Raw genomic sequence first — 22,213 nt, 5'->3', positions numbered from 1 at the left:
CCCGGAGAGGTTATTCCTCTTCGGGCGCATCTTTCTGTATGACGGCAACGTCACAAGCGTCAACGACGTCACCGTTCCTTGCGACCGGTTGCGCATTGTAGTTTATTAGGAAAACATGCGTGGCCGTCTCGCGACGGCGCAACCCTTTGGGCATCGGATATAGGGTCACCTCGGTTTTGCGCGCGGCCATTTCAACGACCCGGTCCCACAATGTGTCATCCGGGAAACCTGCCAGATACCAAAGACGATTTTCACCCAAAAGCGCAGGGGTGCCATCTGCAAATGTCAGCAAATTGGGGGCAGCCCCCGAAACCCTGTCGATCCAATGTTGCACCGCTCCGCCGCCTTCAACGCCACGGCGGATGTTAGGCGGCAGTGTCTCGACCAAATTGACGTCGCATTTCAGACCGTTCAGACCGGGTCGTGCCCGGGGAATCTGGAAATCATGTGTGATCGCCCCGCTGCGTGGACCCATGATGAGCAGATCACAGGCCTCCACCAATTGACGTTCCAAATTGTCGCTCACGGTGGCTATCCCCGGAGCAAGGATGAACTTGTAGCCAACACGCGGAATGTTGGTTGAGGACACGAAGTCCACAGACAAGCCCGCCCGCCGCAAGGCGCGATACGCCGAGAAAACCAGACGGAAATAGTCAAATCCAGCGCCCTGAGGCTGTGTCGACCAAGCCCAATCCGAGGCGTAGTCGAACAGGATGGCCACCTGGGCCTGTGTCTGCACAACGTTGCCTATTTCTGACAACGCGTCCGAAGTCTGCTTTGCCTCGGTCAGGGCCGGGGCAGGGTGGTTGTTGGGTGTCAGCAGCCCCGCATGCATTTGCTCTTGCGCAAACGGCGCCTGCCGCCAGCGGAAATAGCTGACAACCTCGGCGCCGTGCGCCACTGCCTCAAGCGACCAAAGCTTAACCATTCCGGGTAGTGGCGCCGGATTGTATGGCGCCCAATTCACCGGGCCGGGTTGCTGCTCCATCACCCACCAACGCCCACGGCCGACCGCGCGATACAGGTCATGGTGAAATGCCTGCATGTCCGGGTCGCCCTGCTGAAGAAAGGCGGTTTTGTGCGCTTCATCCGCTTCAAGCCGGTCGGAGAGGAAGCCGATTGGATAGCTGTCCCATGTGGCGATATCCAGATCTTCGCCAACCTTGAAATGGTCGAAATCCAGCACTCGGCCCATATAGTTGTGCAACAAAGGCGCATCGGTCAAAGCGCGCAGTACATCTGCCTGGGCTTTGTTATACGCAACGACCTGATCCGAACTGAAACGCCGGAACGCCAGAACATGCGCCGGGTTGGGTTCGGTCACTGTCTGATTGGGCAAATCAATCTGGTCGAAATCGCGATACTCCATCGCCCAGAATATGTTGCCCCATGCCTCGTTTAGCGCGTTAATGCTGCCGTATTGATCCTTTAACCAAAGCTGAAAGGCATGCAGAGCGGCGAGGCCGTAGCTGACGGTCGTATCGTGACAGCCATATTCATTGTCGATTTGCCAGGCCGCAATATGCGGGTTTCGTCCATAGCGCTCGCCCATGATCCGGGCAATGCGGACGGATTCTTGGACATAACCCGGATGGCTAAAACAATAATGCCTGCGTGAGCCGAATTTTCGTGTATTCCCCAGAACATCCACTGCCAGCATGTCTGGGTGTTTCTCAAGCATCCACCGCGGAGGCGTCGCAGTGGGCGTCCCCAGTACAACCTTGAGCCCAGCCGCCCCAATCGTTTCGATTGCACGGTCCAGCCAATCCAACTGCAGATCGCCAGGAACCGGCTCCATTCGGCTCCAGGCAAACTCACCGATCCGGACCCAGCTTATGCCAGTTTCAACCATTCGAGCCGCGTCTTCGGCCCACATGGCCTCGGGCCAATGTTCCGGGTAATAGCAAACACCAAGTTCTGGTTTCATAGAAGGACTCTGTGTTCTGCTTGGCCTGTGCCCGCGTCCAATGCGCCAAAGGTCATGCCATTGGTTGGTTGTGTCTTAACAGTGTCTGCGTCTAACCCCTGACGGGCAGTAGTGCAAAACAGCGTTGTCAGATCGTCGCCGCCAAAGGCGGGACAAGATGTATGTGCGGCCTGAAACGAGACGGCATGCCGAAACCGCCCGTTCGGGTCATAGCAGGCGACACGGTTTGCCCCCCATTGGGCGATCCAGATATTGCCTTCTGCGTCAACCACTGCTCCATCGGGGTAAAGGCCATCAGCGCGCAGGTCGAGAAACACCGTGCTATTGCCTTCGGGCCACCCCGTCTCAGGCTCCAGCGAGCAGCGCCTAACCTGTTGTGTGACCGTATCGGTGTAATAGACGCGGGACTTGTCTGGGGCAAAACAGATCGCGTTCGAGATTGTGACCTCGGGCACAAGAAGGCGTAGTTCGCCCTGCCAGTACCGATAGATCGCGCCCGCCTCTTGTTCGGCGTTTTTTCCCATCGTCCCGATCCAGAACCCGCCCCACGGGTCTGCGCGACCGTCATTGGTGCGGGTGACCGGGTTGTCCGCCTCAAGCGAGACGATCAGGTCTTTTTGACCGCTGTCCAAACCAAACCGCCACAGACCGGTTTCCGATGCCATCACTATTGTATCCCGGTCCACCCAACCTGCCGCTGAGACATGTTCCGAAAACTGCCAGCTGTGTTGCTCGCCCGCTGTCTGCGTCATCAAACGTTTGTTGATGATGTCGAACCAGAACAGTTGCTTGCGTTCAGGATGCCACAGGGGCCCTTCGCCTAACTCACATGGACGATCATCAAAAACAAAGCTCATCCAGCTGCCTCGTCATAGGCAGCGACGATCCGTTTGGCCTGACCGGCAATTTCCGCGACGGACATCCCCGGTTTGAACAGGGCCGATCCGATGCCAAACCCGTCTGCCCCAGCCTTGAACCATTCGGCGAAGTTCTCAGGTCCAGCGCCACCAACGGCATAGACCAAAGTACCCGATGGCAATACAGGTCGCAGTGCGGCCAAACCACTTGGTCCGGCGGTGACACCCGGGAACAATTTCAATCCTGTCGCGCCAGCCTTAAGCGCAGCAAACGCCTCGGTCGGGGTATAGACGCCCGGCCAGCTTTGCATGTTTAGCGTGACAGAACGCACAATGACCTCGGCGTCATAATTAGGGGAAACGATCAGCTTACCGCCAACTTGCGCAACGGCTTCGACCTGTTCGGGGGTCAGAACCGTGCCAGCGCCGATCAGAGCTTGATCGCCGAATGAGCTGGCCAACGATTCAATGCTGTTCAGCGGGTCAGGCGAATTCAACGGAACCTCGATCTTGTCGATACCGGCTTCGATCAGGGCATGACCCACATCGACGGCTTCTGCCGGTTGCAAGCCACGCAATATGGCGATGATGGGGCGGTTCATGCGGTTTGCCTCGTTAGTTTACGGGCCTGCGACAGGCCTGCCAATGTGCATTGGGTTGCGCTAGCGGTGTCCACGAAAGCACCCTGCAGTTGCAACGCGCCCGCATAGATTTGGGAAATCCCTTCAGCGCCGATGATTGCCAGCTGCTGCCCCAACCAATAGGGGCGTGTTGCGCCCAGTTCAGCCCCGATCAAGAGCCCGGATAATTTTGCCCGGGCTGTCCCCTTGTCCTGATCGTGCAACAAATCCGCCGCCCGCAGTCCAAACAGACGTGCAGCCAATTGTTCGGGTTTTGACAACGTGTCTGCCGTAGCTTCTGCAAAGGCATCGGCGTCCCAGCCGTCACCGACCGAATGCTTGAGCACTGATTGCTCGGAGAGAAGCTCAAACATCTCACCTGTCATGAACGTTCGAAAGCTCACGACTTCTCCTGCGCTGATCTGAACCCATTTTGAATGCGTCCCGGGCAGGCAGATAACCCCGTCCCAGTCCGGGCGGGTTGCCAGAAAGCCAGAAATTTGAGTTTCCTCGCCGCGCATCACATCCGGCGGTGCGTTCTGCTTCAGCCCAGGCACCACGAATGCGCGTATCCGGGCATCGGTACCGGGTACCCGTATAGGCGCATCAGGCAGTGGCGCTGACGGGACGGCCGAGTAGGGGGCTTCGACCCAGCCTTGCCGCGCACCGACCATGCCGCAAGCCACAACATCGACAGGTTCAGCGCCCAACCAATCTTCGATAAGGTCCAGCAAGACAGATTGGAAGTCATCTCTACTCAGACGCGCCATGCCGCGGTCAGACTGCCTTTGCGCCAGTACGGTGTCGGACTGCATAGCCCAGGCCCGCAGTTGGGATGTTCCCCAGTCGACGGCTATCCACTCTGCATTCATGGCTTTACCCCGTTACTACAACGCCGCCATCGACGGCCATGCACTGTCCGGTCATCGCGCGGCTGGCATCCGAGGCCAGGAACAATGTCGGTGCGATCATGTCTTCGGGCGTCAGGTGTTCTTTTAGGCACTGGCGCTCCAAATGCGCCGCCAGGTCTTCCGGCGTCGCCCACATGTCAAGTTGCTTTTGTGTCAAAACCCATCCGGGAGCCAGCGCATTGATACGAATTTTTTGCGGGCCCAATTCGCGCGCCAAAGATCGCGTCATCCCGGTGATCCCGGCATTCGACGTCGTATAGATTGGGTACCCCGCATTCCCCATCATGTAGCTGATCGAGCTGAAGTTGACGATTGAACCCCCTTTGCCAGCCATTTGGCGCGCAGCCTCCTGACAGGCGAAGTAGTAGGCCTTGAGGTTCACCTCAATCATCCAGTCCCAGAACTCGGCGGTGGTTTCCTCAAGCGAGTGACGCTTGTCGTTAGCGGCGTTGTTGACCAACACATCCAAAGGTCCATGTGCCTCGGCAGCCTTTTGCATTGTGGCGCGCAGCAATTCGGTATCCGTCATGTCGCCCTGCATGAACAGCGGCGCGCGACCGTGTTTGTCACGCATTTCTTCAACAAATGCGGTGGCGTCTGAGCGGCCGATAAATGCAACGTTTGCGCCCTGAGCCAAAAACCCATCCGTCAGAGCTGCCCCTACACCAGAGCCGCCGCCGGTGATATAGACCGACGCGCCGTTGAGGTCGTGGAATGTGGCTGGATTGTCCATCAGTGGCTCTCTCTGGTTACAAGGCGCGTGTCTTTGCCAACGAGAAAATCAAGGTCCGCGCCTTTATCGGCCTGTAGCACGTGGTCGATATAGAGTTTCGCATAACCGCGCGTGTAGTGCGGATCATCCGGTTGCCACGCGGCGCGGCGGGTTTCCAGTTCCTTTTCATCGACCAGCAGTTCCAATTCCCCGTTGCTGGCAGAAACCCGGATACGGTCCCCGGTTTTGACGAGTGCCAGCGTACCGCCTGCCTGTGCCTCGGGGCTGACATGCAGGATGACGGTGCCATAGGCGGTGCCGGACATGCGGGCGTCGGATATGCGGATCATGTCGCGGACGCCTTCCTTCACCAGTTTGGCCGGGATCGGCATGTTGCCGACCTCGGGCATGCCGGGATAGCCCTTTGGGCCGCAGCCCTTCAGGACCAGAATGGTTTCAGACGTTACTGGTAGATCATCCCGGTCAATATTGGCTTTCAAGTCCTCGATGCTCTCAAAAACGTAGGCTTCGGCTTCTGTTTCCAATAGTGCATCCGTCGCGGCCGAAGGTTTCACAATGGCCCCGTTGGGCGCGAGGTTCCCGCGCAGCACGCGCAATCCCGCGGCGGGTTTCACCGGATCGTCGAAGGGGCGGATGACGTCGGGGTTAAAGCATTCTGCCCCTTCAAAATGCGCCGAGATATCTTTGTTCAGAACGGTTTTTGCAGGGCGCAGGAAGGGTTTCAACTCGTTCAGAACCACGGGCACACCGCCTGCGTAGCAGAAATCTTCCATCAGGTATTTCCCTGAGGGCATGCAGTTCACCAGCAGCGGGATTTCCGACCCGATTTCAAAGTCTTTCAGCGTCAGGTCTACGCCCACGCGGCCCGCCAGCGCGAGTAAATGCACCACTGCATTGGTCGAGCCGCCAACGGCTGCATTGGCCAGAATGGCATTTTCGAACGCTTCCTTGTTCAGGATGTCCGACGGTTTTAAATCTTCGTCCACCATCTCGACAATCCGTTTGCCGGTCAGGTGCGCCAGCGCCATCCGGCGGGCATCAACTGCTGGTAGGGCGGCGTTGGTCGGGAGGGACATGCCCATTGCTTCGACCAGCGACGCCATGGTCGAGGCCGTGCCCATGGTCATGCAGACCCCGGCGCTGCGGGACATGCCGGACTCGGCATTCATGAAGTCCTTCAGTGTCATCTCACCAGCGCGCACAGCTTCTGAGAATTTCCAAACATCCGTGCCCGAACCAATGTCTTTTCCCTGGTACTTCCCATTCAACATCGGGCCAGAGCTGACCACGATAGAGGGCAGATCTACCGAAGCGGCCCCCATCAGCTGCCCCGGCGTGGTCTTATCGCAACCACCCAACAGGACTACGCCGTCGATGCCATAGGCGCGAATAGATTCCTCGACATCCATTGCCAGCAGGTTGCGGAACAGCATGGCGGTGGGCTTCATTTGGGTCTCGCCCAGCGACATGACGGGAAATTCGACCGGAAACCCTCCAGCCTCCCACACGCCGCGTTTGACACCTTCGGCCAGATCACGCAGGCCCGAGTTGCAGGGTGTGAGTTCCGACCACGTGTTGCAGATGCCAATGATCGGACGACCATCGAAGGCGTGATCAGGAAAGCCTTGGTTCTTCATCCACGATCTGTGGATAAAGCCATCCTTGTCAAGCTTGCCATACCAATGCTGAGATCGGCGTTTTTTTGTCATTATTTTCAGCCTTCTTAAATTGGGATCAGGCCGCCTTGGCGGGTTTGCACCAGTCTGGCAACCAATCGGCATGTGCCACCAACAGGTCACTAACCAAACTGCGGATCTGACGCAGGTCCAGTTCAGCGGCCGTATGTGGGTCCATCATGGCGGCGTGATAAATGTGTTCGGGGTTCTGCTCAACCAATGCCCGTACAGTCAGTTCCTGCACGTTGATCTGGCTGCGCATTAACGCGATCAGCTGCGGTGGAATGTCGATGACGACCGAAGGTTGCACGCCGTTGGTGTCCACAAGACATGGGGTTTCTACAGCAGCACCAAGCGGAAGTTGCGGGATCTGTCCGGTGTTCGGCAAGTTCCCATACGCCACGTATGGGGTGTCGGTCATGATCGCATTCATCAAGTCGGCCGCGAATTCATGGCTGCGGGTAACTTCAATGTCACGTCCGTCAGTCAGGGTCTTTGCCTGTTCCTTCCAACTGGCGATCTGTTCCTCGCAGCGGGTTGGATATTCATCTAGAGGGATACTGAACTGCTCAATCAGGTCCCGTCGGCCGTCTTTGATGAACCACGGGACGTATTCCGCCAGGTGTTCGGAACTTTCCGTGCAAAAGTAGCCCAGATGATCCATCACTTCGTACCGCACTTTGTTGGCGCAACGTGGCATCAACAGTGGTGGTTTTGGTATTTGTCCGCTGGCATACCCTTGCCGCAATGCAGGGTAGAGATCGCGCCCGTCATGCTCCAGCCTCAAGAAAAATGCGACGTGGTTCACGCCTGCCACTTTGTAGCGGAATTCGTCCTTGGGCAGGTCCAGATCGTGCGCCAGTTCCTCGACCGTATTCTGGACCGAATGGCACAAGCCGACATGCTTCAGCGTCGGAAAACGCTCAGCCAGAGCCCATGTGTTGATTGCCATCGGATTTACATATTGAAGCAGCGTCGCGTTTGGGCAGAGCTGCATCATGTCTTGTGCGACATCCCATAACACAGGAACCGTGCGCAGACCGCGCATAATGCCTCCGACGCCAAGCGTGTCGGCGATGGTCTGGCGTAGACCGTATTGTTTGGGAATCTCGAAATCCGTGACCGTGCAGGGCTTATAGCCGCCGATCTGAAAAGCGGTGATGACGAAATCGGCACCCTCCAGCGCGGCGCGCCGGTCGGTATGGGTGGAAACGGTCGCCCCGGTTCCGACAGAGCGGATCATCGCCTTTGTGACGGCCTCGCTTTCTGCAAGACGCATTGTATCGATGTCCATCAGAGCAAAGTGGCTGTCGGCCAATGCGGGGGTCAACAGGGCGTCGCCCACGATATTCTGCATGAAGATCGTGGAGCCTGCCCCGATAAAGGTGATCTTGGTCATGTGGCAAACCTTTGGTTTGACGTTATTTTACGGCACCGAGGGTCAAACCCGCGATGAAGTGTTTCTGCATGAGGAAGAACATGGCCACCGGCGGCAGAGCCGCGACGATGGAGCCGGCACTCATTAATTGATAGGCCGCCCGAAATTGGGCGTTAAAACTGGTTATACCTGCTGTCACGGGTTGGCTTTCCGCACCCTGTGTCAGGACAACAGCCCAGAAGTAGTCGTTCCAGATGAAGGTGAAAATCAACACACTGAGGGCCGCGATCGCCGGTTTCATCAGCGGTAGGACCACGTACCAGAAAATGCGCCATTCACTGATGCCCTCAACGCGAGCCGCCTCGATCAGTTCGAAGGGCAGGGCGCGGATAAAGTTGCGCATGAACAACGTGCAAAAGCCTGTTTGGAAAGCAATGTGGAACAAGACGAGGCCGGTTTTGGTGTTGTAGAGACCCAACTCCAACGTCAGGTCGCGCACCGGAACCATTAGAATCTGGAACGGGACGAAGTTGCCCGCAACAAACATGAAAAAGATCCAGATGTTTGAGCGGAATTTATAGATCCCCAGTGCAAACCCGGTCATGCAACTAAGCGCAACGGCACCGATCACTGTTGGAATGGTGATCATGAACGAGTTCAGCAAATAGCGTGGCATGTCCGAGTTGAAGAATACCTGCCCATAGTTGTAGGCACCCTCAAAGCTGGACGGCAACCCCCAGTAGTTCGCGTTGGTAAAGTCAGCTGCCGGCTTGACCGAGAACAGCGCTACCGCCAGTAGGGGGCCGAGCCACAGCAGCAGTGCCAGGGGCAGCATCGCCTGGTAGGTGATCTGAGCCCCGCGGGGTTGTTTTTCGATGGGTTTGGGAAACATCTTAATGCCCCCTTTCTTCGCGGTACATCGACCACAGGAAATAGGCGATGAAGCACAGCATGATCAGGAACAGGATCACCGCGATGGCGGCGCCATATCCCATGCGGAAGCCGTATTCAGACAGCGCGACTTCGAACATGTAATAGGCCAGCACACGGGATGAACCGAACGGGCCACCTTGGGTCATGATTGAGATCAGATCGAAAGACCGAAGCGCGCCGATGATGGTGACAACGAAAGCGATGAAGGTGGCTGGGCGTAGTTGAGGCAGGATGATGTGCCACAGCATCCGCCCGCCTTTTGCACCGTCCAGACGTCCGGCCTCGATCTGTTCCGGATCCACAGCGTTCAGGCCAGTGAGATACAGGATCATGCAGTAGGCTGTTTGCGGCCAGAGTCCGGCAAAGATGATGCCGTAGGTGACGAAACGCTCATCCCCCAGAACATTCAGCGGGCCGAAGCCGAAGAATCCCAGGAATTCGTTCAACAGGCCGAAAGTCGGATCATAGAACCACGTGAAAACGAGTCCGACGACGACCTGAGAGATGACAAAGGGGAAGAAAAACAGCGACTTATAGAGCCGAATGCCCCAGACGGTTTGATTCAGGAACAGAGCAATGAACAGACCAGCTGGGATTGCCAGCAGGTACATGATCAACCAGATCAGGTTGTTCTTCAGCGATATGTAAAACGCGTCGCGGTCGGCCAATTCCCAATACAGGTCTTCGTAGTTGCGAAAACCCACATATTCCGCTGCGCCAAGCCCATCCCATTCGTACAAGGACAAGTTGAACGATTGGAACACTGGAATGATCACATAGACCATGAAGAACAGCAGACCCGGGGCCAAAAATAGCCACGGCGCTATGCGCTGTTGATTTCTGTGGAACCAGCTTTCTTGTTCAGGGACATCGACGGCTGACATGCGCTCACTCGGTTTTAGGTCATAGGAGTAAGCCGGGTATGCACCCGCCTTACACACGAAGTGGTGCAGGCCAGGCAAAAGCCCGGCCCGACCGGTTTAGTTTTCGTAGATACGCTGACGTGCGCGTTCCAGTTTGGACAGGATACGGTCAGCATTATCCGGTTTGACCATGAATTCCTGGAACCCTTCCATCGACACCTTCGCCATTTCCGCAGGTGCGTCACGATCCCAGAACTGGGCGACGCCACCGGGGCTGTTGGCGGACAGCATCTCAAAGCCTTGCTGCAGGAACTTGTCGGCATCGACGGACGACTGAGCGTTCACAGGCAGCTGGCCCAGGTTTGCGCCGTTGTTGATCTGAGTTTGCTCATCCGCGGAAACAGCAAAGCGCAGAAACTCACGCGCGGCTTCTTTATTCGATGCGTTGGCCGGGATGTGGAAGGTATCAGTTGGCGCATCTTCCGCCAATTCTACATCCGGGTTGATAGAAACGAACTGATAGAAGTCCAATTGGTCGTCGGTCAGTCCCGCTTCGCGCAGCGGAGCAACAGCAAAGTTACCCATCAGGTACGCGGCGGCTTCACCGTTCACCATGAAGGGCAGGGCCTCTTGCCAGCTGTACGTCTGATGGTTGTCGACGAACGCGCCCATGTCGATCAGCTGTTTCCAGTTGGCGAAAGTCTGCTTGACCCGGTCGTCTTCCCAGCTGATTTCGCCATTGGCAAGCTGGTTGTGGAAGTCAAACCCGTTGGTGCGCATGTTCAGGTAGTCGAACCAGCCGCCAGCGGTCCACAGGAACTTGGTGCCGATCGTATAGCAGGCGCGACCGGAATCGACGATCTTCTGGCAGTTTGCCAGCTCTTCTTCCCAAGTCGTTGGTTCGGTCAGGCCCAGCTCGTCAAAGATGTCCTTGCGATAGTAAACACCCCACTGATAGTAGGTGTAGGGTACACCCCACTGCTTGCCGTCGATGGTCATCGCACCCTTGGTCGACGCTAGATTTTCGGCGATCTCAGGTTCGGCCCACAAGTCCGATACATCTTCGAACAGGCCTGCCTCGACGTAGGGCTTCATGCGGTTTGCCGCATACCACGTCGCCACGTCCGGCGTATCCGCAGTCAGGAAGTTGCGGATCTGGGTCTTGTACGCCTCGCGGTCGATTACTGTTGTTTCGATTTCCAGACCCGGATGCTGTTCCGCGAATCGGTCGATCATTGCCTCCATCGTCGCGCGCGGCGCCGGGTTGGAGGTATCGAGAAAGATTCGCAGCTCACCGGTCAGTTCGGCGGCAACAGGTGCCGCAAGTGCGACACTGGCTGCCAAAGCGGCGGCAGTGCGCTTGTACATGGAATGCATGGTTTCCTCCCTTAGCTTCCATTTTATGTCTTTAAGGTTCCAAATAGTGAAACCGTGTTTTATATATTGAAAACTACACATCGACTCGGTTAGTCTTGTCAAGACCCTCGTGTCGATTGCGATGGGTTAATGGGAGGAGAACAGGCACCCGTGGCTGGTGACGGAACAATAGGAAAAGCATGTGATGTGCTGGATCAGGTGGCTGCGTTCGCGCGCCCGGTCCGATTCGCAGAGCTGTTGGAAAGCAGCAATTTCCCCAAGGCGACCCTGTATCGGTTCCTGCAAACGCTGACCAATCAGGGAATGCTGTCGTATGATCCGGACCGACAGACATATACGCCAGGGTTGCGATTGGTTCGGCTGGCTCATGCAGCGTGGACACAAAGCTCGCTCGCGCCGATTGCGCGACCGTTTCTGGATGCATTGAGCCGGGAAACCGGGGAAACGGTGCATTTGGCACAGCTTGATTCAAATCAGGTGCTGTACGTGGATAAACGCAACGCAGCCCAGCCGATTGAGATGTATTCGCAGGCTGGCAAGGTCGGTCCGGCCTATTGCACAGGCGTGGGTAAAGCCATGATGGCGTTTCTGGATGAGGCCGCGCTGGACCGCGCCGCGTCTCAGCAAAGCTACCACCGCTTTACCGACAAAACACTGACATCCGAGGCGGCGTTGCGCGCCGATCTCGACCTGATCCGCAGTCGTGGCTACGCCGTCGATGACGAAGAGCATGAGCCCGGCATCATCTGCATTGCCTGTCCAATCCTCACCTCGGGCGGGCGGATGTTAGGGGCGATTTCCGTGACCGGATCGACCGAACGGATGAATTTCGACCAATTGGAAACCTGGGTTCCCCGTGTTCGCCGTGTGGCCGAACAAATCGGAGCCGAAGCACAGGCCTGGCGGTTCCCCGAGACCCGCCCGAGCGCCGAAACAAACAGGATGCAAGCGACATGACAGGTGTGACTCTGAACCAGGCGATCAAGCGGTATGGCGAGACGCAGGTTATTCACGGCATTGATCTGGAGATTGAAGATGGAGAGTTCTGTGTCTTCGTCGGCCCTTCGGGCTGTGGTAAATCCACTTTGCTGCGGATGATAGCGGGCCTTGAGGAAACGACCGAAGGGCAAGTCCATATCGGCGCACGCGACGTGACCCATATGGATCCGGCCAAGCGCGGCGTGGCCATGGTGTTCCAGACCTATGCCCTTTATCCGCACATGACCGTGGCCGAGAACATGGGCTTTGGATTGCGCATGAATGGTGTACCCAAGTCCGAGATCAACAAGAAAGTGCAAGACGCCTCGAACATCCTCAAGTTGGATCAATACCTTAAGCGCAAGCCCAAGGCCTTGTCCGGCGGGCAACGCCAGCGTGTCGCCATCGGGCGTGCCATCGTGCGGGGCCCCGAGGTGTTTTTGTTCGACGAACCTCTGTCCAACCTTGATGCGGAGCTGCGCGTAGAAATGCGGGTCGAGATCGCGCGACTGCACAATGAAATTGGCGCGACCATGATCTATGTGACCCACGATCAGGTCGAAGCGATGACAATGGCCGACAAGATCGTGGTGCTGCGCGATGGCCGGATCGAGCAGGTCGGCGCGCCAATGGACTTGTATCGGGATCCAGACAATCGGTTTGTAGCGGGGTTCATCGGATCGCCTGCAATGAACTTCCTTGATTGCGATATTGTCGATGGGAAGGTCTCGCACCCGGCCCTTAGTGAACCGTTGGATGTGCCTGTAAACGTACCAGCTGGGATGAGCAAAGTGACTCTTGGCATACGTCCGGAGCACATCACAGTGGACCGGGCAGGCGATACCTGCACGGTCGATTTGACCGAAGCGCTTGGCGGCGTGAGCTATACCTATCTGCTGACGCCCAATGGCGATAAGCTGATTGTCGAGGAACGAGAGGATCAGCGCAGCAAACAGGGTGAGCGCATCGGGCTGTCAGTGCGTCCGGAACGCGCGATGCTTTTTGATCCCGAAACAGGTCACCGGCTTCGTTGAAAAAATTCAATTTGTAATTTGAACGCGCCCGATCATCGATCCGGCGCGTTTTCAATTTTTCTGGATTTTGTATCCAATATCCGTTATGTCGATTCCAAAAGCGTGTGTAACCGCCCAGCCATCGAGGAATTTACCAATGTCGACCAATGTGTTCACCGGCACGATGCCCGCTCTGATGACGCCATGCAAACCCGATCGGACGCCTGACTTTGATGCGTTGGTGCACAAAGGAAAGCAGATGATCGACGCGGGTATGTCCGCAGTGGTCTACTGCGGTTCGATGGGGGATTGGCCCTTGTTGACCGATGCACAGCGGATGGAAGGTGTCGAGCGTTTGGTCGACGCGGGTTTGCCCGTTGTGGTCGGGACCGGCGCCATCAACACCAAATCCGCCGTGGCCCATGCAGCCCATGCGCAAAAGGTAGGCGCCGTTGGCCTGATGGTCATTCCACGCGTTCTGTCTCGCGGCAGTTCACCTGCCGCACAGAAGAACCACTTCAAAGCGATCTTGACAGCCGCCCCCGATGTTCCGGCAATCATCTACAACAGTCCGTATTATGGTTTTGCTACGCGGGCCGATCTGTTCTTTGCTCTGCGCGCGGAACATTCAAACCTGATCGGATTCAAGGAGTTCGGTGGCAAAGACGACCTGCGCTATGCGGCTGAAAACATCACCAGTCAGGATGATCAGGTCACCCTAATGGTTGGTGTTGATACCGAGGTTTACCACGGTTTCGTAAATTGCGGTGCAACCGGGTCGATCACGGGAATAGGCACAGCCTTGCCGCGCGAAGCATTGCTGCTGGCCGCCCTGTCCAAAAAGGCGGCGCAAGGCCATGCCGAGGCCCGCCAGCGTGCGCAGGAACTCACGGAGGCGATTCAAGTGCTTTCCAGCTTTGACGAAGGTCCGGATTTGGTGCTGTACTACAAGCACTTGCTGGTCCTGAACGGGGAGCAGGAATACCGTCTGCACTTTAACGAAACGGATGAACTGACCGATGCACAGCGTAATTATTGCGAGCAGCAATATGATCTGTTCCAAACATGGTTCGCCGATTGGTCGAAACTGGGCGGGGTGATCGCCGAATGCATGTGATCGACAGTCACACTGGCGGTGAACCAACCCGCGTCATACTGGATGGCGCCCCGGATCTTGGGTCCGGGCCTTTGTCTGAGCGGGCAAGGCGATTGGCGACCGAGCACGAAGCGTTCTATCGCTCTGTCATGTTAGAGCCGCGTGGCCAGCCCGCCATGGTGGCTGCGCTGCTGGTCGAGCCGGTTGATCCGACATGCGTGACTGGTGTGATCTATTTCGACGTCGACGCAGTTTTGGGCATGTGCGGGCATGGAACCATCGGTCTGGCGGTTACACTGGCTCGTCTGGGACGAATTAGCATTGGCCAACACCGAATCGAAACGCCTGCCGGTGTGGTGACAGTCGAGTTGCGCGATGCCAACACCGTTACCGTGACCAATATCGAAAGCCGCAGGATCCATCAAAACGTTAGCCTGGATGTCCCGGGATATGGCCAGATCGCAGGCGACGTCGCATATGGTGGAAATTGGTTCTTTATCGTTGACCCAAGCCCGATCCCCGTCGAACCCGCGAACATTCGCAAGCTAACGGATATGTCGATAGCGATCCGTGAGGCTTCGGTCGCGCAAGGGATTGGCGCCGAAAACGGTGAGCAGATTGACCACGTCATCTTTCAGGATATTTCACCTGACCCGGCGGTTCACAGCCGCAATTTCGTGCTGTGCCCCGATGACAATTATGACCGCTCGCCTTGCGGAACGGGCAGCTCGGCTCGGCTGGCCTGTCTGGCGGCCGACGGGCGTTTGGCGCCAGGACAGGAGATCGTCCAGCAAAGCGTGATTGGCAGTTCCTATCGGCTGTCCTACCAGCCTGGGCCAAACGGGGGTGTTATCTCCTCGATCACCGGGCAAGCATTTGTTATGGCCGAGGCCAAGCTGTTCTTTGACGAAGCCGACTCATTCAGAGCCGGGATCGAAAAATGACCCCGCAAGTCGTTGTCATTGGCGCCGGAGTGATCGGTATTACAACTGCACTCGAGCTGCAACGACGCGGTCATTTTGTACTTGTTCTGGATCGCAAGGGCGTCGCGGCAGAGACATCTGCCGGCAACGCCGGTGCATTCGCGTTCGCTGAAGTTGAGCCGCTGGCGACGCCCGGCATCATGCGAAAGGCTCCAAAGTGGCTGTTGGATCCGTTGGGCCCACTGTCTATCCCGCCAGCTTACGCTTTGAAAATTGTGCCGTGGATGTACCGGTTTTGGCGGGCCAGCCGACCGGATCGCTATGAAAACTTGCTCGGTGCGCAAGCCAGTTTGATGGCGTTTTCCAAGGCTGCGCTTGATCAGCTGATATCAACCGTCGATGGCGAGCACTTGCTGCAACGCGATGGACAGATGCAGTTGTATGAAAGCGAGGCTGAATATCGCGCCAGTTTGCCGACATGGAAATTGCGGCGCGAACACGGGATCGAATTTGAACTGCTTGAAAGCCTGGCCGCAATTGCCGAGATGCAGCCGGGCCTCAGCCCTCGGTTCACCCATGCGGGGTTTACGCCGAACTGGCTGAACACTGTTGATCCAAAACGATGGGTCGAACATCTTGCTGAGATCTTTCAGGGTCGAGGCGGTCGGTTCGAACGGAAAGATATCCGAACCCTGTTGCCGCAGGAAAATGGTGTGCGGGTCGCATGCGCGGACGAAACAATAGATGCGGCCAAAGTGGTAATTACCGCAGGCGCCTGGTCTCATCACATCGCACAATCTTTGGGCGATCGCATCCCACTGGAAACCGAGCGTGGATACAATACCACCTTGCCGGAAGGCGCATTTGATTTGCGTATGCACCTAACATTCTCGCGCCACGGCTTTGTTGCCAGCAAAATAAATGGTGGCGTGCGCGTCGGAGGGGCAGTCGAGCTGGGCGGGTTAACCTTACCGCCAAACTACAAGCGCGCCGATATTTTGTTGGAAAAGGCGGCGGCGTTCCTGCCTGGACTAAAAACCGAAGGTGGCACGCAATGGATGGGGTATCGTCCATCGTTGCCGGACAGCATTCCGGTGATCGGCCCATCTCGTAAATCGGCGGATGTCGTTTACGCATTCGGGCACGGACATTTGGGCCTGACCCAATCTGCGGGAACTGCGGAACTCGTCGGGGCGCTGGTCGATGTGCAAGACCCACCAATATCATTATCGCCTTACGCCGCCACCCGGTTTTGAGGAGGGGATATGCGCAGTATCAAGACCATTCATGTCGTGTCCGCCCATGCCGAAGGCGAGGTCGGTGACGTCATCGTTGGCGGCGTCTCACCGCCACCGGGTGACACGATCTGGGAACAACGGACGCATATTGCCAACGATCAGACGCTTAGAAATTTTGTGCTGAATGAACCGCGAGGCGGCGTGTTTCGGCATGTCAATCTGCTGGTTCCGCCCAAACACCCGGATGCGGATGCCGCCTTTATCATCATGGAGCCCGAGGACACTCCACCCATGTCTGGTTCAAACTCGATCTGTGTTGCCACGGTATTGCTGGATAGCGGGATCATCCCGATGCAAGAACCCGAGACCACTCTGACGCTTGAAGCGCCCGGAGGCCTGGTTCGCGTGCGCGCTGAGTGCCGGGGCGGCAAAGCAGAACGGATCCACGTGCAGAACCTCCCCAGTTTTGCGGGTAAGCTCTCTGTCCCGTTAGAGGTTCCGGGTTTGGGCACGCTGACTGTTGATACGGCTTTTGGAGGCGACAGTTTCGTGGTTGTAGACGCCGCTAAGCTGGGGTTTGGCATAACCCAAAACGAAGCCCGTGAAATCGCCCGGACCGGCGTTACAATTACGAATGCCGCCAATGCCCAATTGGGGTTCTCGCATCCCGAGAACCCGGATTGGACCCACATTTCCTTTTGCGCTTTTTGTGGCCCGCTTGAAAAGACGCCGACTGGTTGGCGCGGTAAATCTGCCGTTGCCATCCAGCCCGGAAAGGTGGATCGCTCGCCCACTGGCACAGCAGTATCTGCGCGCATGGCGCTAATGGCGGCTAAAGCGCAGATGACGGTCGGGCAAACCTTCGAGGCCGTCTCGATCATCGGCTCGCGCTTTACCGGGCGCATTGTTCGTGAAACTCATGTTGGCGCCCAACCCGCTATCATCCCAGAAATCAGCGGGCGCGGCTGGATCACCGGAACCCATCAGCACATGCTTGACCCAGACGACCCCTGGCCGGGTGGGTATCGGTTGAGTGACACTTGGGGCGTTTGATCAAACTCTGCGATTGCGCTTGTGTCTTTTCCGTTTCATTACAGAAATTTGGCGACGCGTTTCCTTGAGTATAGGTTCTGGATTGCCACCTTAAGGTGAGTGCTTTGAACAGATTGGAGGTGTTATGCACATTCGTCTTGCCGCCCTGGCTGTTGTGATCGCCACGTTGTTGCCTTCCTTCAATTCACCATCAAAATCTGAACCAAACTACACGCAGCTGGCCCAGTCATGCCTTGGCAACAAAGGCGGCGTGGCAAATGTGGTTGCGGCCTGCACAACATTGATGAATGGCGTGGATGTTACCCCAAAAACCCGGAGCACGCTGCTGAGATCTCGTGGTTGGGCGTACTACAGCGGCAAACAGTACGAAAAGGCAATTTCGGACTATAGCAGTGCTTTGGCTCTCGCTCTCGACGACCCACATTCAACTTTGTGGCGTGCTATTGCCTGTCACGCGACGGGCGATGTCCAATCTGCTGAAACAGCGTATGAAAAAGCTCTGTCGCTTGCCCCAAGCAGCACTGAGGCATTGTTTCACAAGGCCCAGTTCGACAGGGATCAAGGAAACACATCTGCCGCTATTCATGGTTTTGAGAAGGTTCTGGATCTCGACCCGAGACATGCGGGGAGCGGGAACCTCGGTTCCACGCGAGGCGGACGCTGGTTCTGTTGAGCATTTGGACACCGCAATTGAAGATCACGTGAACCAACTTGCAAACGAAGGCGGGTTCAAGGTGTTTTGGACCGGCAAAAAAAGCTGGATCAATATCTACCCGCAAAACTACAGATCAATAGTCCTATCCATGGTCCAATCCGTAAATCTGACTACCCGTGGCAATATGCGCGCGCTTTAGATGATTGATCCCAGGCCCTTCCTGATTTATGGGAGGCCCTGTCAAATCAGAGTCACCGTCGGGGCGGTAGGAGAAACGCGCCCCACCTACGCCACGCAAAAGTGGAACACTCTTGGATCGCACGCCCCGAAAGGTTTAAAAAAGGTAAAAGAATATGGCAGATAACTCGAACTTCGACATATTGTATACCATTGTAGACGAAGCGCCCGAACTGGCCAGCGCCTCGTTCCTGCCCATCATTCGCAAGTTTGCTAGCGCCGCGGGTGTCAGTGTTGGCACCAAGGATATTTCATTGGCCGGTCGTATTCTCTCGACCTTTCCGGAAAAACTGACTGATGCACAGCGCATCACCGACGATTTGGCCGCATTGGGCGAGCTGGTGAAAACGCCCGACGCCAACGTAATTAAACTGCCAAACATCTCGGCATCGGTCCCGCAACTGGTGGCGGCCGTCGAGGAACTGCAGTCACAAGGCTATGACATCCCGAGCTACCCCGAAGAGCCGTCGACCGATGAGGAAAAGGCGATCCGTGCGCGTTACGACGCTATCAAAGGCTCGGCCGTGAACCCGGTTCTGCGTGAAGGAAACTCGGATCGTCGCGCGGCGCGTGCGGTGAAGAACTATGCTCAGAAGAACCCGCATTCGATGGGGGAGTGGGCGTCGGACAGCAAAACCAAAGTGTCGTCGATGTCTGGCAATGATTTCTATGCCAACGAGAAGTCCGCCACCATTACTGCCGCTCAGGCCGGTGATGCCAAGATCGAATTCGTCGGCAAAGACGGCAGCGTCACTGTCCTGAAAGACGCCTGGCCACTGGCCGAGGGCACCGTTGCAGACGCCACATTCATGTCCGTCAAGGCGCTGTCATCCTTCCTGGCAGATGCGATTGAGGACACCAAGAAAGACGGCACCATGTTCTCGTTGCACATGAAAGCCACGATGATGAAGGTCTCGGACCCGATCATCTTTGGCTTCGCGGTCAAAGCCTGGCTGGCCCCGGTATTCGAAAAGTTCGGCGCTGAACTGGACGCATTGGGAGTGAACCCGAATTCCGGCTTAGGCGATTTGCTGGAACGTGTTCAGGGCAATGCCGATATCGTGGCTGCCATCGAAGCGATCAAAGGTGATCGCCCGTCCATGTATATGGTCGACAGTGACAAAGGCATCACCAACCTGCACGTGCCGTCAGACGTGATCATCGATGCCTCGATGCCTGCGGTAATCCGGGCAGGCGGCAAAGGCTGGGACGAGGCCGGTGCCAAGGGCGATACTAATTGTGTTATCCCCGACCGCTGCTATGCATCGGTTTATGATGAGAGCATCAACTTTTTCAAAGCCAATGGCGCGCTGAACCCAGCCACTGTCGGTGCTGTCGCCAACGTCGGCCTGATGGCGCAAAAAGCGGAAGAATACGGTTCGCACCCGACGACGTTCCAAGCGCCGGCCGACGGCACCATCCGTATCGTTCTGGCCAATGGCGAAAGGCTGCATTCACACGACGTTGAAAAGGGCGACATTTGGCGTGCCTGCACTGTGAAGAAAGCTCCGATCGAAAACTGGATCCAGTTGGCCATGGACCGTCAGCGCCTGACCGGATCCGAAGCGATCTTCTGGCTGGACGCAAACCGCGCTCACGATGCGGAATTGATCAAATACGTCAAACCGGCGCTTGAGGCGGCTGGGGTTGCCGACAAGTTCCTGATTATGGCTCCGCGCGAGGCGACCCGCCAGTCGTTGGAAACCATCACGGCAGGTAAGGACAGCATCGCAATCACGGGCAACGTTTTGCGCGACTACCTGACTGACCTGTTCCCGATTCTGGAACTGGGCACGTCGGCCAAGATGCTGTCGATTGTAAAGCTGATGAATGGCGGTGGTCTGTTCGAAACTGGTGCGGGTGGGTCCGCTCCGAAACACGTGCAGCAATTGGTCGAGGAAAACCACCTGCGCTGGGACTCGATGGGTGAATTCTGTGCTTTGGGTGAATCGCTGAACTTCCTGGCCGACAACAAAGGCAACGCCAAAGCGGGTGTTTTAGGTGCTGCGGCCGAAGCGGCCACGCAAGGCATCCTGGACAACAATAAATCGCCCAGCCGTAAAGTTGGACAGCCGGACAACCGCGACAGCCACTACTGGTTCGCGCGTTATTGGGCCGAAGCCCTTGCCGCGCAGTCCGATGATGCTGAATTGGCAGCAGAATTTGCGCCGATTGCAAAAGAGCTGGCGGACAACGAAGGCAAGATCCTGTCTGAATTGGCGACCGTTCAGGGTGCTGCGGCGGACCTCGGTGGATATTACCACACCGATCCTGCGAAGACCGCAGCGGTAATGCGCCCCAGCGCAACACTGAACGCGATCATCGGCTGATAAACAGTACCCACGCTTTGCGGCGTGGGTATTTTTGGATTGATGAGACCAAAAGAAAAAAGGGTCGACCCCCAAAGTCGACCCTTTTTTGAGTGAGTGGTCAGGCCGAAGCCTCACCGGTGTATTTGATTTCATGTTAACCAATCCACAATTCTTGGAAATTAGGGGATTCCCGTAATCTTCGAGTTTTAAGGTCCAAACTTCTCATAAATTCCGATAAAAAATGAAAAAGGGCCGGTCAGAAGACCGGCCCAAGGCGTTCGGATTTCCGAATTATCAGTTGGAAGCTGCCATCAGTTTTTCGTTGTGCTCACGCAACGTGTCCGAGACAACGGCGTACCATTCACCGGATTCACGCATCTCGTTCAGACCTTTGTTCAGCATCGCCAGATACTGTTTGCCAAACGGATTGCTGCGGTGGCTGATGAAGCGCAGCGACGACAGCGAGGTGACGAAGGGGTTCTCGATCAGGTCGTTCTGGTTCAGACCCATTTCTACCATGGTGTCCGAGAACAATTGAACTTCGAAAGTAGCGACATCTGCGGTGCCGGTCAGAACGGCGTCAAGGCATTCGCGCGCCGTGATCGGCTGCATCAGCGTCATGGTATCGCCGTTGTGCAGGCCTTCCTGCTCCATGTCATGGATGAACCAGCCGTCCATACGGCAGATTGTGGAACCCTGAAGCTCATCGAAAGTAGTGGCGCTTGCGTACTGGCTTTCCGGCAGCGTGTAGAAGCCAACGACAATATCATAAACTGGAACCGACGAGTCGAACTGAGTGCAACGCACTTCGGTTTCCCAGGACCATTCGTATGTGCGGTTGGTGCAGTCCGGCATGTTCCAGGCCATCGAGACGTCGAACGCCCCCAGCGGCAGCAGTGTTTCCAAGTGCGAATTCCAGTCATCCACGAAGCTGACCGAGTAGTCGCGTGCGTTGCCGCCACGCTGCAGCGCGGTTGTGCCCAGACGAGTGATCGCGCCACCACCATTCAGTGATTCATCAGCGAAAGGTGCCCAACCGTTGCCGGTGACCAGCTTGATCGGCGGCTGATAAACGCTGGAGCGTTGCACGCTCGCAGCCCGCTGTTCTTCCGCCGCGATGATTTCCTGAGCGGTCTGACCGTTCGGCAGGCTACCGTCTTCGCAGGGCAGGGCCAGAACCAGGCCCGGCGCAAGCGCGTTCGGGTTGGTGATGACGTTTCGGTTCGCGTTGAAGATCGGCTGATAGTTCGATGTGCCGTAAGCTGCGATCGCGATGGTTGCCATCGTGTCGCCATCGGCAACGGTATAGTTAGTACAAGCTTCCTGCGCAGCGGCGGCGCCGGCGCTTAGGGCGGTGACGGCGGTGGCCGACATTACAACTTTCTTAAGGTTGAATTCAAACATGTCCACTTCCTCTAGACTTTTCTTATAGT

19 protein-coding genes are annotated in these 22,213 nt (G+C 56.6%); 8 read left to right on the top strand and 11 right to left on the bottom strand.

Annotated elements, in window-relative coordinates:
• Positions 1 to 10 precede the first annotated feature (10 nt).
• From AC2FJC_RS07920 to AC2FJC_RS07875, 10 genes are all read right to left on the bottom strand, one after another.
• The gene (locus tag AC2FJC_RS07920; protein WP_496739065.1) at positions 11 to 1,927 is read right to left on the bottom strand and encodes a beta-galactosidase; all 1,917 of its coding nucleotides are present in this window, start codon (positions 1,925 to 1,927) and stop codon (positions 11 to 13) included.
• Positions 1,924 to 2,784 carry an SMP-30/gluconolactonase/LRE family protein gene (locus AC2FJC_RS07915; protein ID WP_496739064.1) on the bottom strand — a complete coding sequence of 287 codons (861 nt, stop codon included), beginning with the start codon at positions 2,782 to 2,784 and terminating at the stop codon, positions 1,924 to 1,926. The genes AC2FJC_RS07920 and AC2FJC_RS07915 overlap by 4 nt, the downstream gene beginning before the upstream one ends.
• A complete protein-coding gene (locus tag AC2FJC_RS07910; RefSeq protein ID WP_496739063.1) occupies positions 2,781 to 3,386 on the bottom strand; it encodes a 2-dehydro-3-deoxy-6-phosphogalactonate aldolase in 606 nt (201 codons plus the stop codon). The genes AC2FJC_RS07915 and AC2FJC_RS07910 overlap by 4 nt, the downstream gene beginning before the upstream one ends.
• Positions 3,383 to 4,276 carry a 2-dehydro-3-deoxygalactonokinase gene (locus AC2FJC_RS07905; protein WP_496739062.1) on the bottom strand — a complete coding sequence of 298 codons (894 nt, stop codon included), beginning with the start codon at positions 4,274 to 4,276 and terminating at the stop codon, positions 3,383 to 3,385. Before AC2FJC_RS07905 ends, AC2FJC_RS07910 begins: the two co-directional genes overlap by 4 nt.
• Positions 4,277 to 4,280: 4 nt before the next feature.
• Positions 4,281 to 5,048 carry an SDR family NAD(P)-dependent oxidoreductase gene (locus AC2FJC_RS07900; protein ID WP_496739061.1) on the bottom strand — a complete coding sequence of 256 codons (768 nt, stop codon included), beginning with the start codon at positions 5,046 to 5,048 and terminating at the stop codon, positions 4,281 to 4,283.
• Positions 5,048 to 6,757: an IlvD/Edd family dehydratase gene (locus AC2FJC_RS07895; protein ID WP_496739060.1), complete on the bottom strand. Its 1,710-nt coding sequence runs from the start codon at positions 6,755 to 6,757 to the stop codon at positions 5,048 to 5,050. The genes AC2FJC_RS07900 and AC2FJC_RS07895 overlap by 1 nt, the downstream gene beginning before the upstream one ends.
• A 25-nt stretch (positions 6,758 to 6,782) precedes the next feature.
• Positions 6,783 to 8,123, bottom strand: coding sequence for an alpha-glucosidase/alpha-galactosidase (locus AC2FJC_RS07890; RefSeq protein ID WP_496739059.1), 1,341 nt, complete (start codon positions 8,121 to 8,123; stop codon positions 6,783 to 6,785).
• A gap of 22 nt (positions 8,124 to 8,145) precedes the next feature.
• Positions 8,146 to 8,994, bottom strand: coding sequence for a carbohydrate ABC transporter permease (locus AC2FJC_RS07885; protein WP_496739058.1), 849 nt, complete (start codon positions 8,992 to 8,994; stop codon positions 8,146 to 8,148).
• Between the two features lies 1 nt (position 8,995).
• Positions 8,996 to 9,919, bottom strand: a complete 924-nt coding sequence (locus tag AC2FJC_RS07880) for a carbohydrate ABC transporter permease (protein ID WP_058271993.1) — start codon at positions 9,917 to 9,919, stop codon at positions 8,996 to 8,998.
• A gap of 96 nt (positions 9,920 to 10,015) precedes the next feature.
• Entirely contained in the window at positions 10,016 to 11,275 is a 1,260-nt protein-coding gene (locus AC2FJC_RS07875) for an ABC transporter substrate-binding protein (RefSeq protein WP_108859651.1), read from the bottom strand.
• Between the two features lie 150 nt (positions 11,276 to 11,425).
• On the opposite strand from AC2FJC_RS07875, the gene AC2FJC_RS07870 reads away from it, so the two are divergent.
• The 8 genes from AC2FJC_RS07870 (at position 11,426) to AC2FJC_RS07835 (ending at position 20,798) form a co-directional block, all read left to right on the top strand.
• Positions 11,426 to 12,232 carry an IclR family transcriptional regulator gene (locus tag AC2FJC_RS07870; protein WP_496739154.1) on the top strand — a complete coding sequence of 269 codons (807 nt, stop codon included), beginning with the start codon at positions 11,426 to 11,428 and terminating at the stop codon, positions 12,230 to 12,232.
• A complete protein-coding gene (locus AC2FJC_RS07865; RefSeq protein ID WP_496739057.1) occupies positions 12,229 to 13,287 on the top strand; it encodes an ABC transporter ATP-binding protein in 1,059 nt (352 codons plus the stop codon). Before AC2FJC_RS07870 ends, AC2FJC_RS07865 begins: the two co-directional genes overlap by 4 nt.
• 136 nt (positions 13,288 to 13,423) lie before the next feature.
• Positions 13,424 to 14,383 (top strand): dihydrodipicolinate synthase family protein, encoded by a 960-nt coding sequence (locus tag AC2FJC_RS07860; RefSeq protein ID WP_496739056.1) that lies wholly within the window; start codon positions 13,424 to 13,426, stop codon positions 14,381 to 14,383.
• The gene (locus AC2FJC_RS07855) at positions 14,374 to 15,306 is read left to right on the top strand and encodes a 4-hydroxyproline epimerase (RefSeq protein WP_496739055.1); all 933 of its coding nucleotides are present in this window, start codon (positions 14,374 to 14,376) and stop codon (positions 15,304 to 15,306) included. The genes AC2FJC_RS07860 and AC2FJC_RS07855 overlap by 10 nt, the downstream gene beginning before the upstream one ends.
• Entirely contained in the window at positions 15,303 to 16,541 is a 1,239-nt protein-coding gene (locus AC2FJC_RS07850) for an NAD(P)/FAD-dependent oxidoreductase (RefSeq protein ID WP_496739054.1), read from the top strand. Before AC2FJC_RS07855 ends, AC2FJC_RS07850 begins: the two co-directional genes overlap by 4 nt.
• Before the next feature lie 9 nt (positions 16,542 to 16,550).
• Complete coding sequence (locus AC2FJC_RS07845) at positions 16,551 to 17,576, top strand: trans-3-hydroxy-L-proline dehydratase (RefSeq protein ID WP_496739053.1); 1,026 nt, start codon at positions 16,551 to 16,553, stop codon at positions 17,574 to 17,576.
• Positions 17,577 to 17,700: 124 nt separating this feature from the next.
• The gene (locus AC2FJC_RS07840; RefSeq protein WP_496739052.1) at positions 17,701 to 18,249 is read left to right on the top strand and encodes a tetratricopeptide repeat protein; all 549 of its coding nucleotides are present in this window, start codon (positions 17,701 to 17,703) and stop codon (positions 18,247 to 18,249) included.
• Positions 18,250 to 18,584: 335 nt separating this feature from the next.
• Positions 18,585 to 20,798 carry an NADP-dependent isocitrate dehydrogenase gene (locus tag AC2FJC_RS07835; RefSeq protein WP_496739051.1) on the top strand — a complete coding sequence of 738 codons (2,214 nt, stop codon included), beginning with the start codon at positions 18,585 to 18,587 and terminating at the stop codon, positions 20,796 to 20,798.
• A 276-nt stretch (positions 20,799 to 21,074) separates the two neighbouring features.
• Here the strand turns inward: AC2FJC_RS07835 and AC2FJC_RS07830 are convergent, their stop codons facing one another.
• On the bottom strand, positions 21,075 to 22,184 hold the full coding sequence (locus AC2FJC_RS07830; protein WP_496724719.1) for a peptidoglycan-binding protein LysM: 1,110 nt from the start codon (positions 22,182 to 22,184) through the stop codon (positions 21,075 to 21,077).
• Positions 22,185 to 22,213 lie beyond the last annotated feature (29 nt).

The sequence above is a fragment of the Ruegeria sp. CDSB117 genome (genome assembly GCF_059611005.1).
Note: the sequence above shows the minus strand (reverse complement) of the source record. Positions and strands in the feature narration are given on the sequence as shown.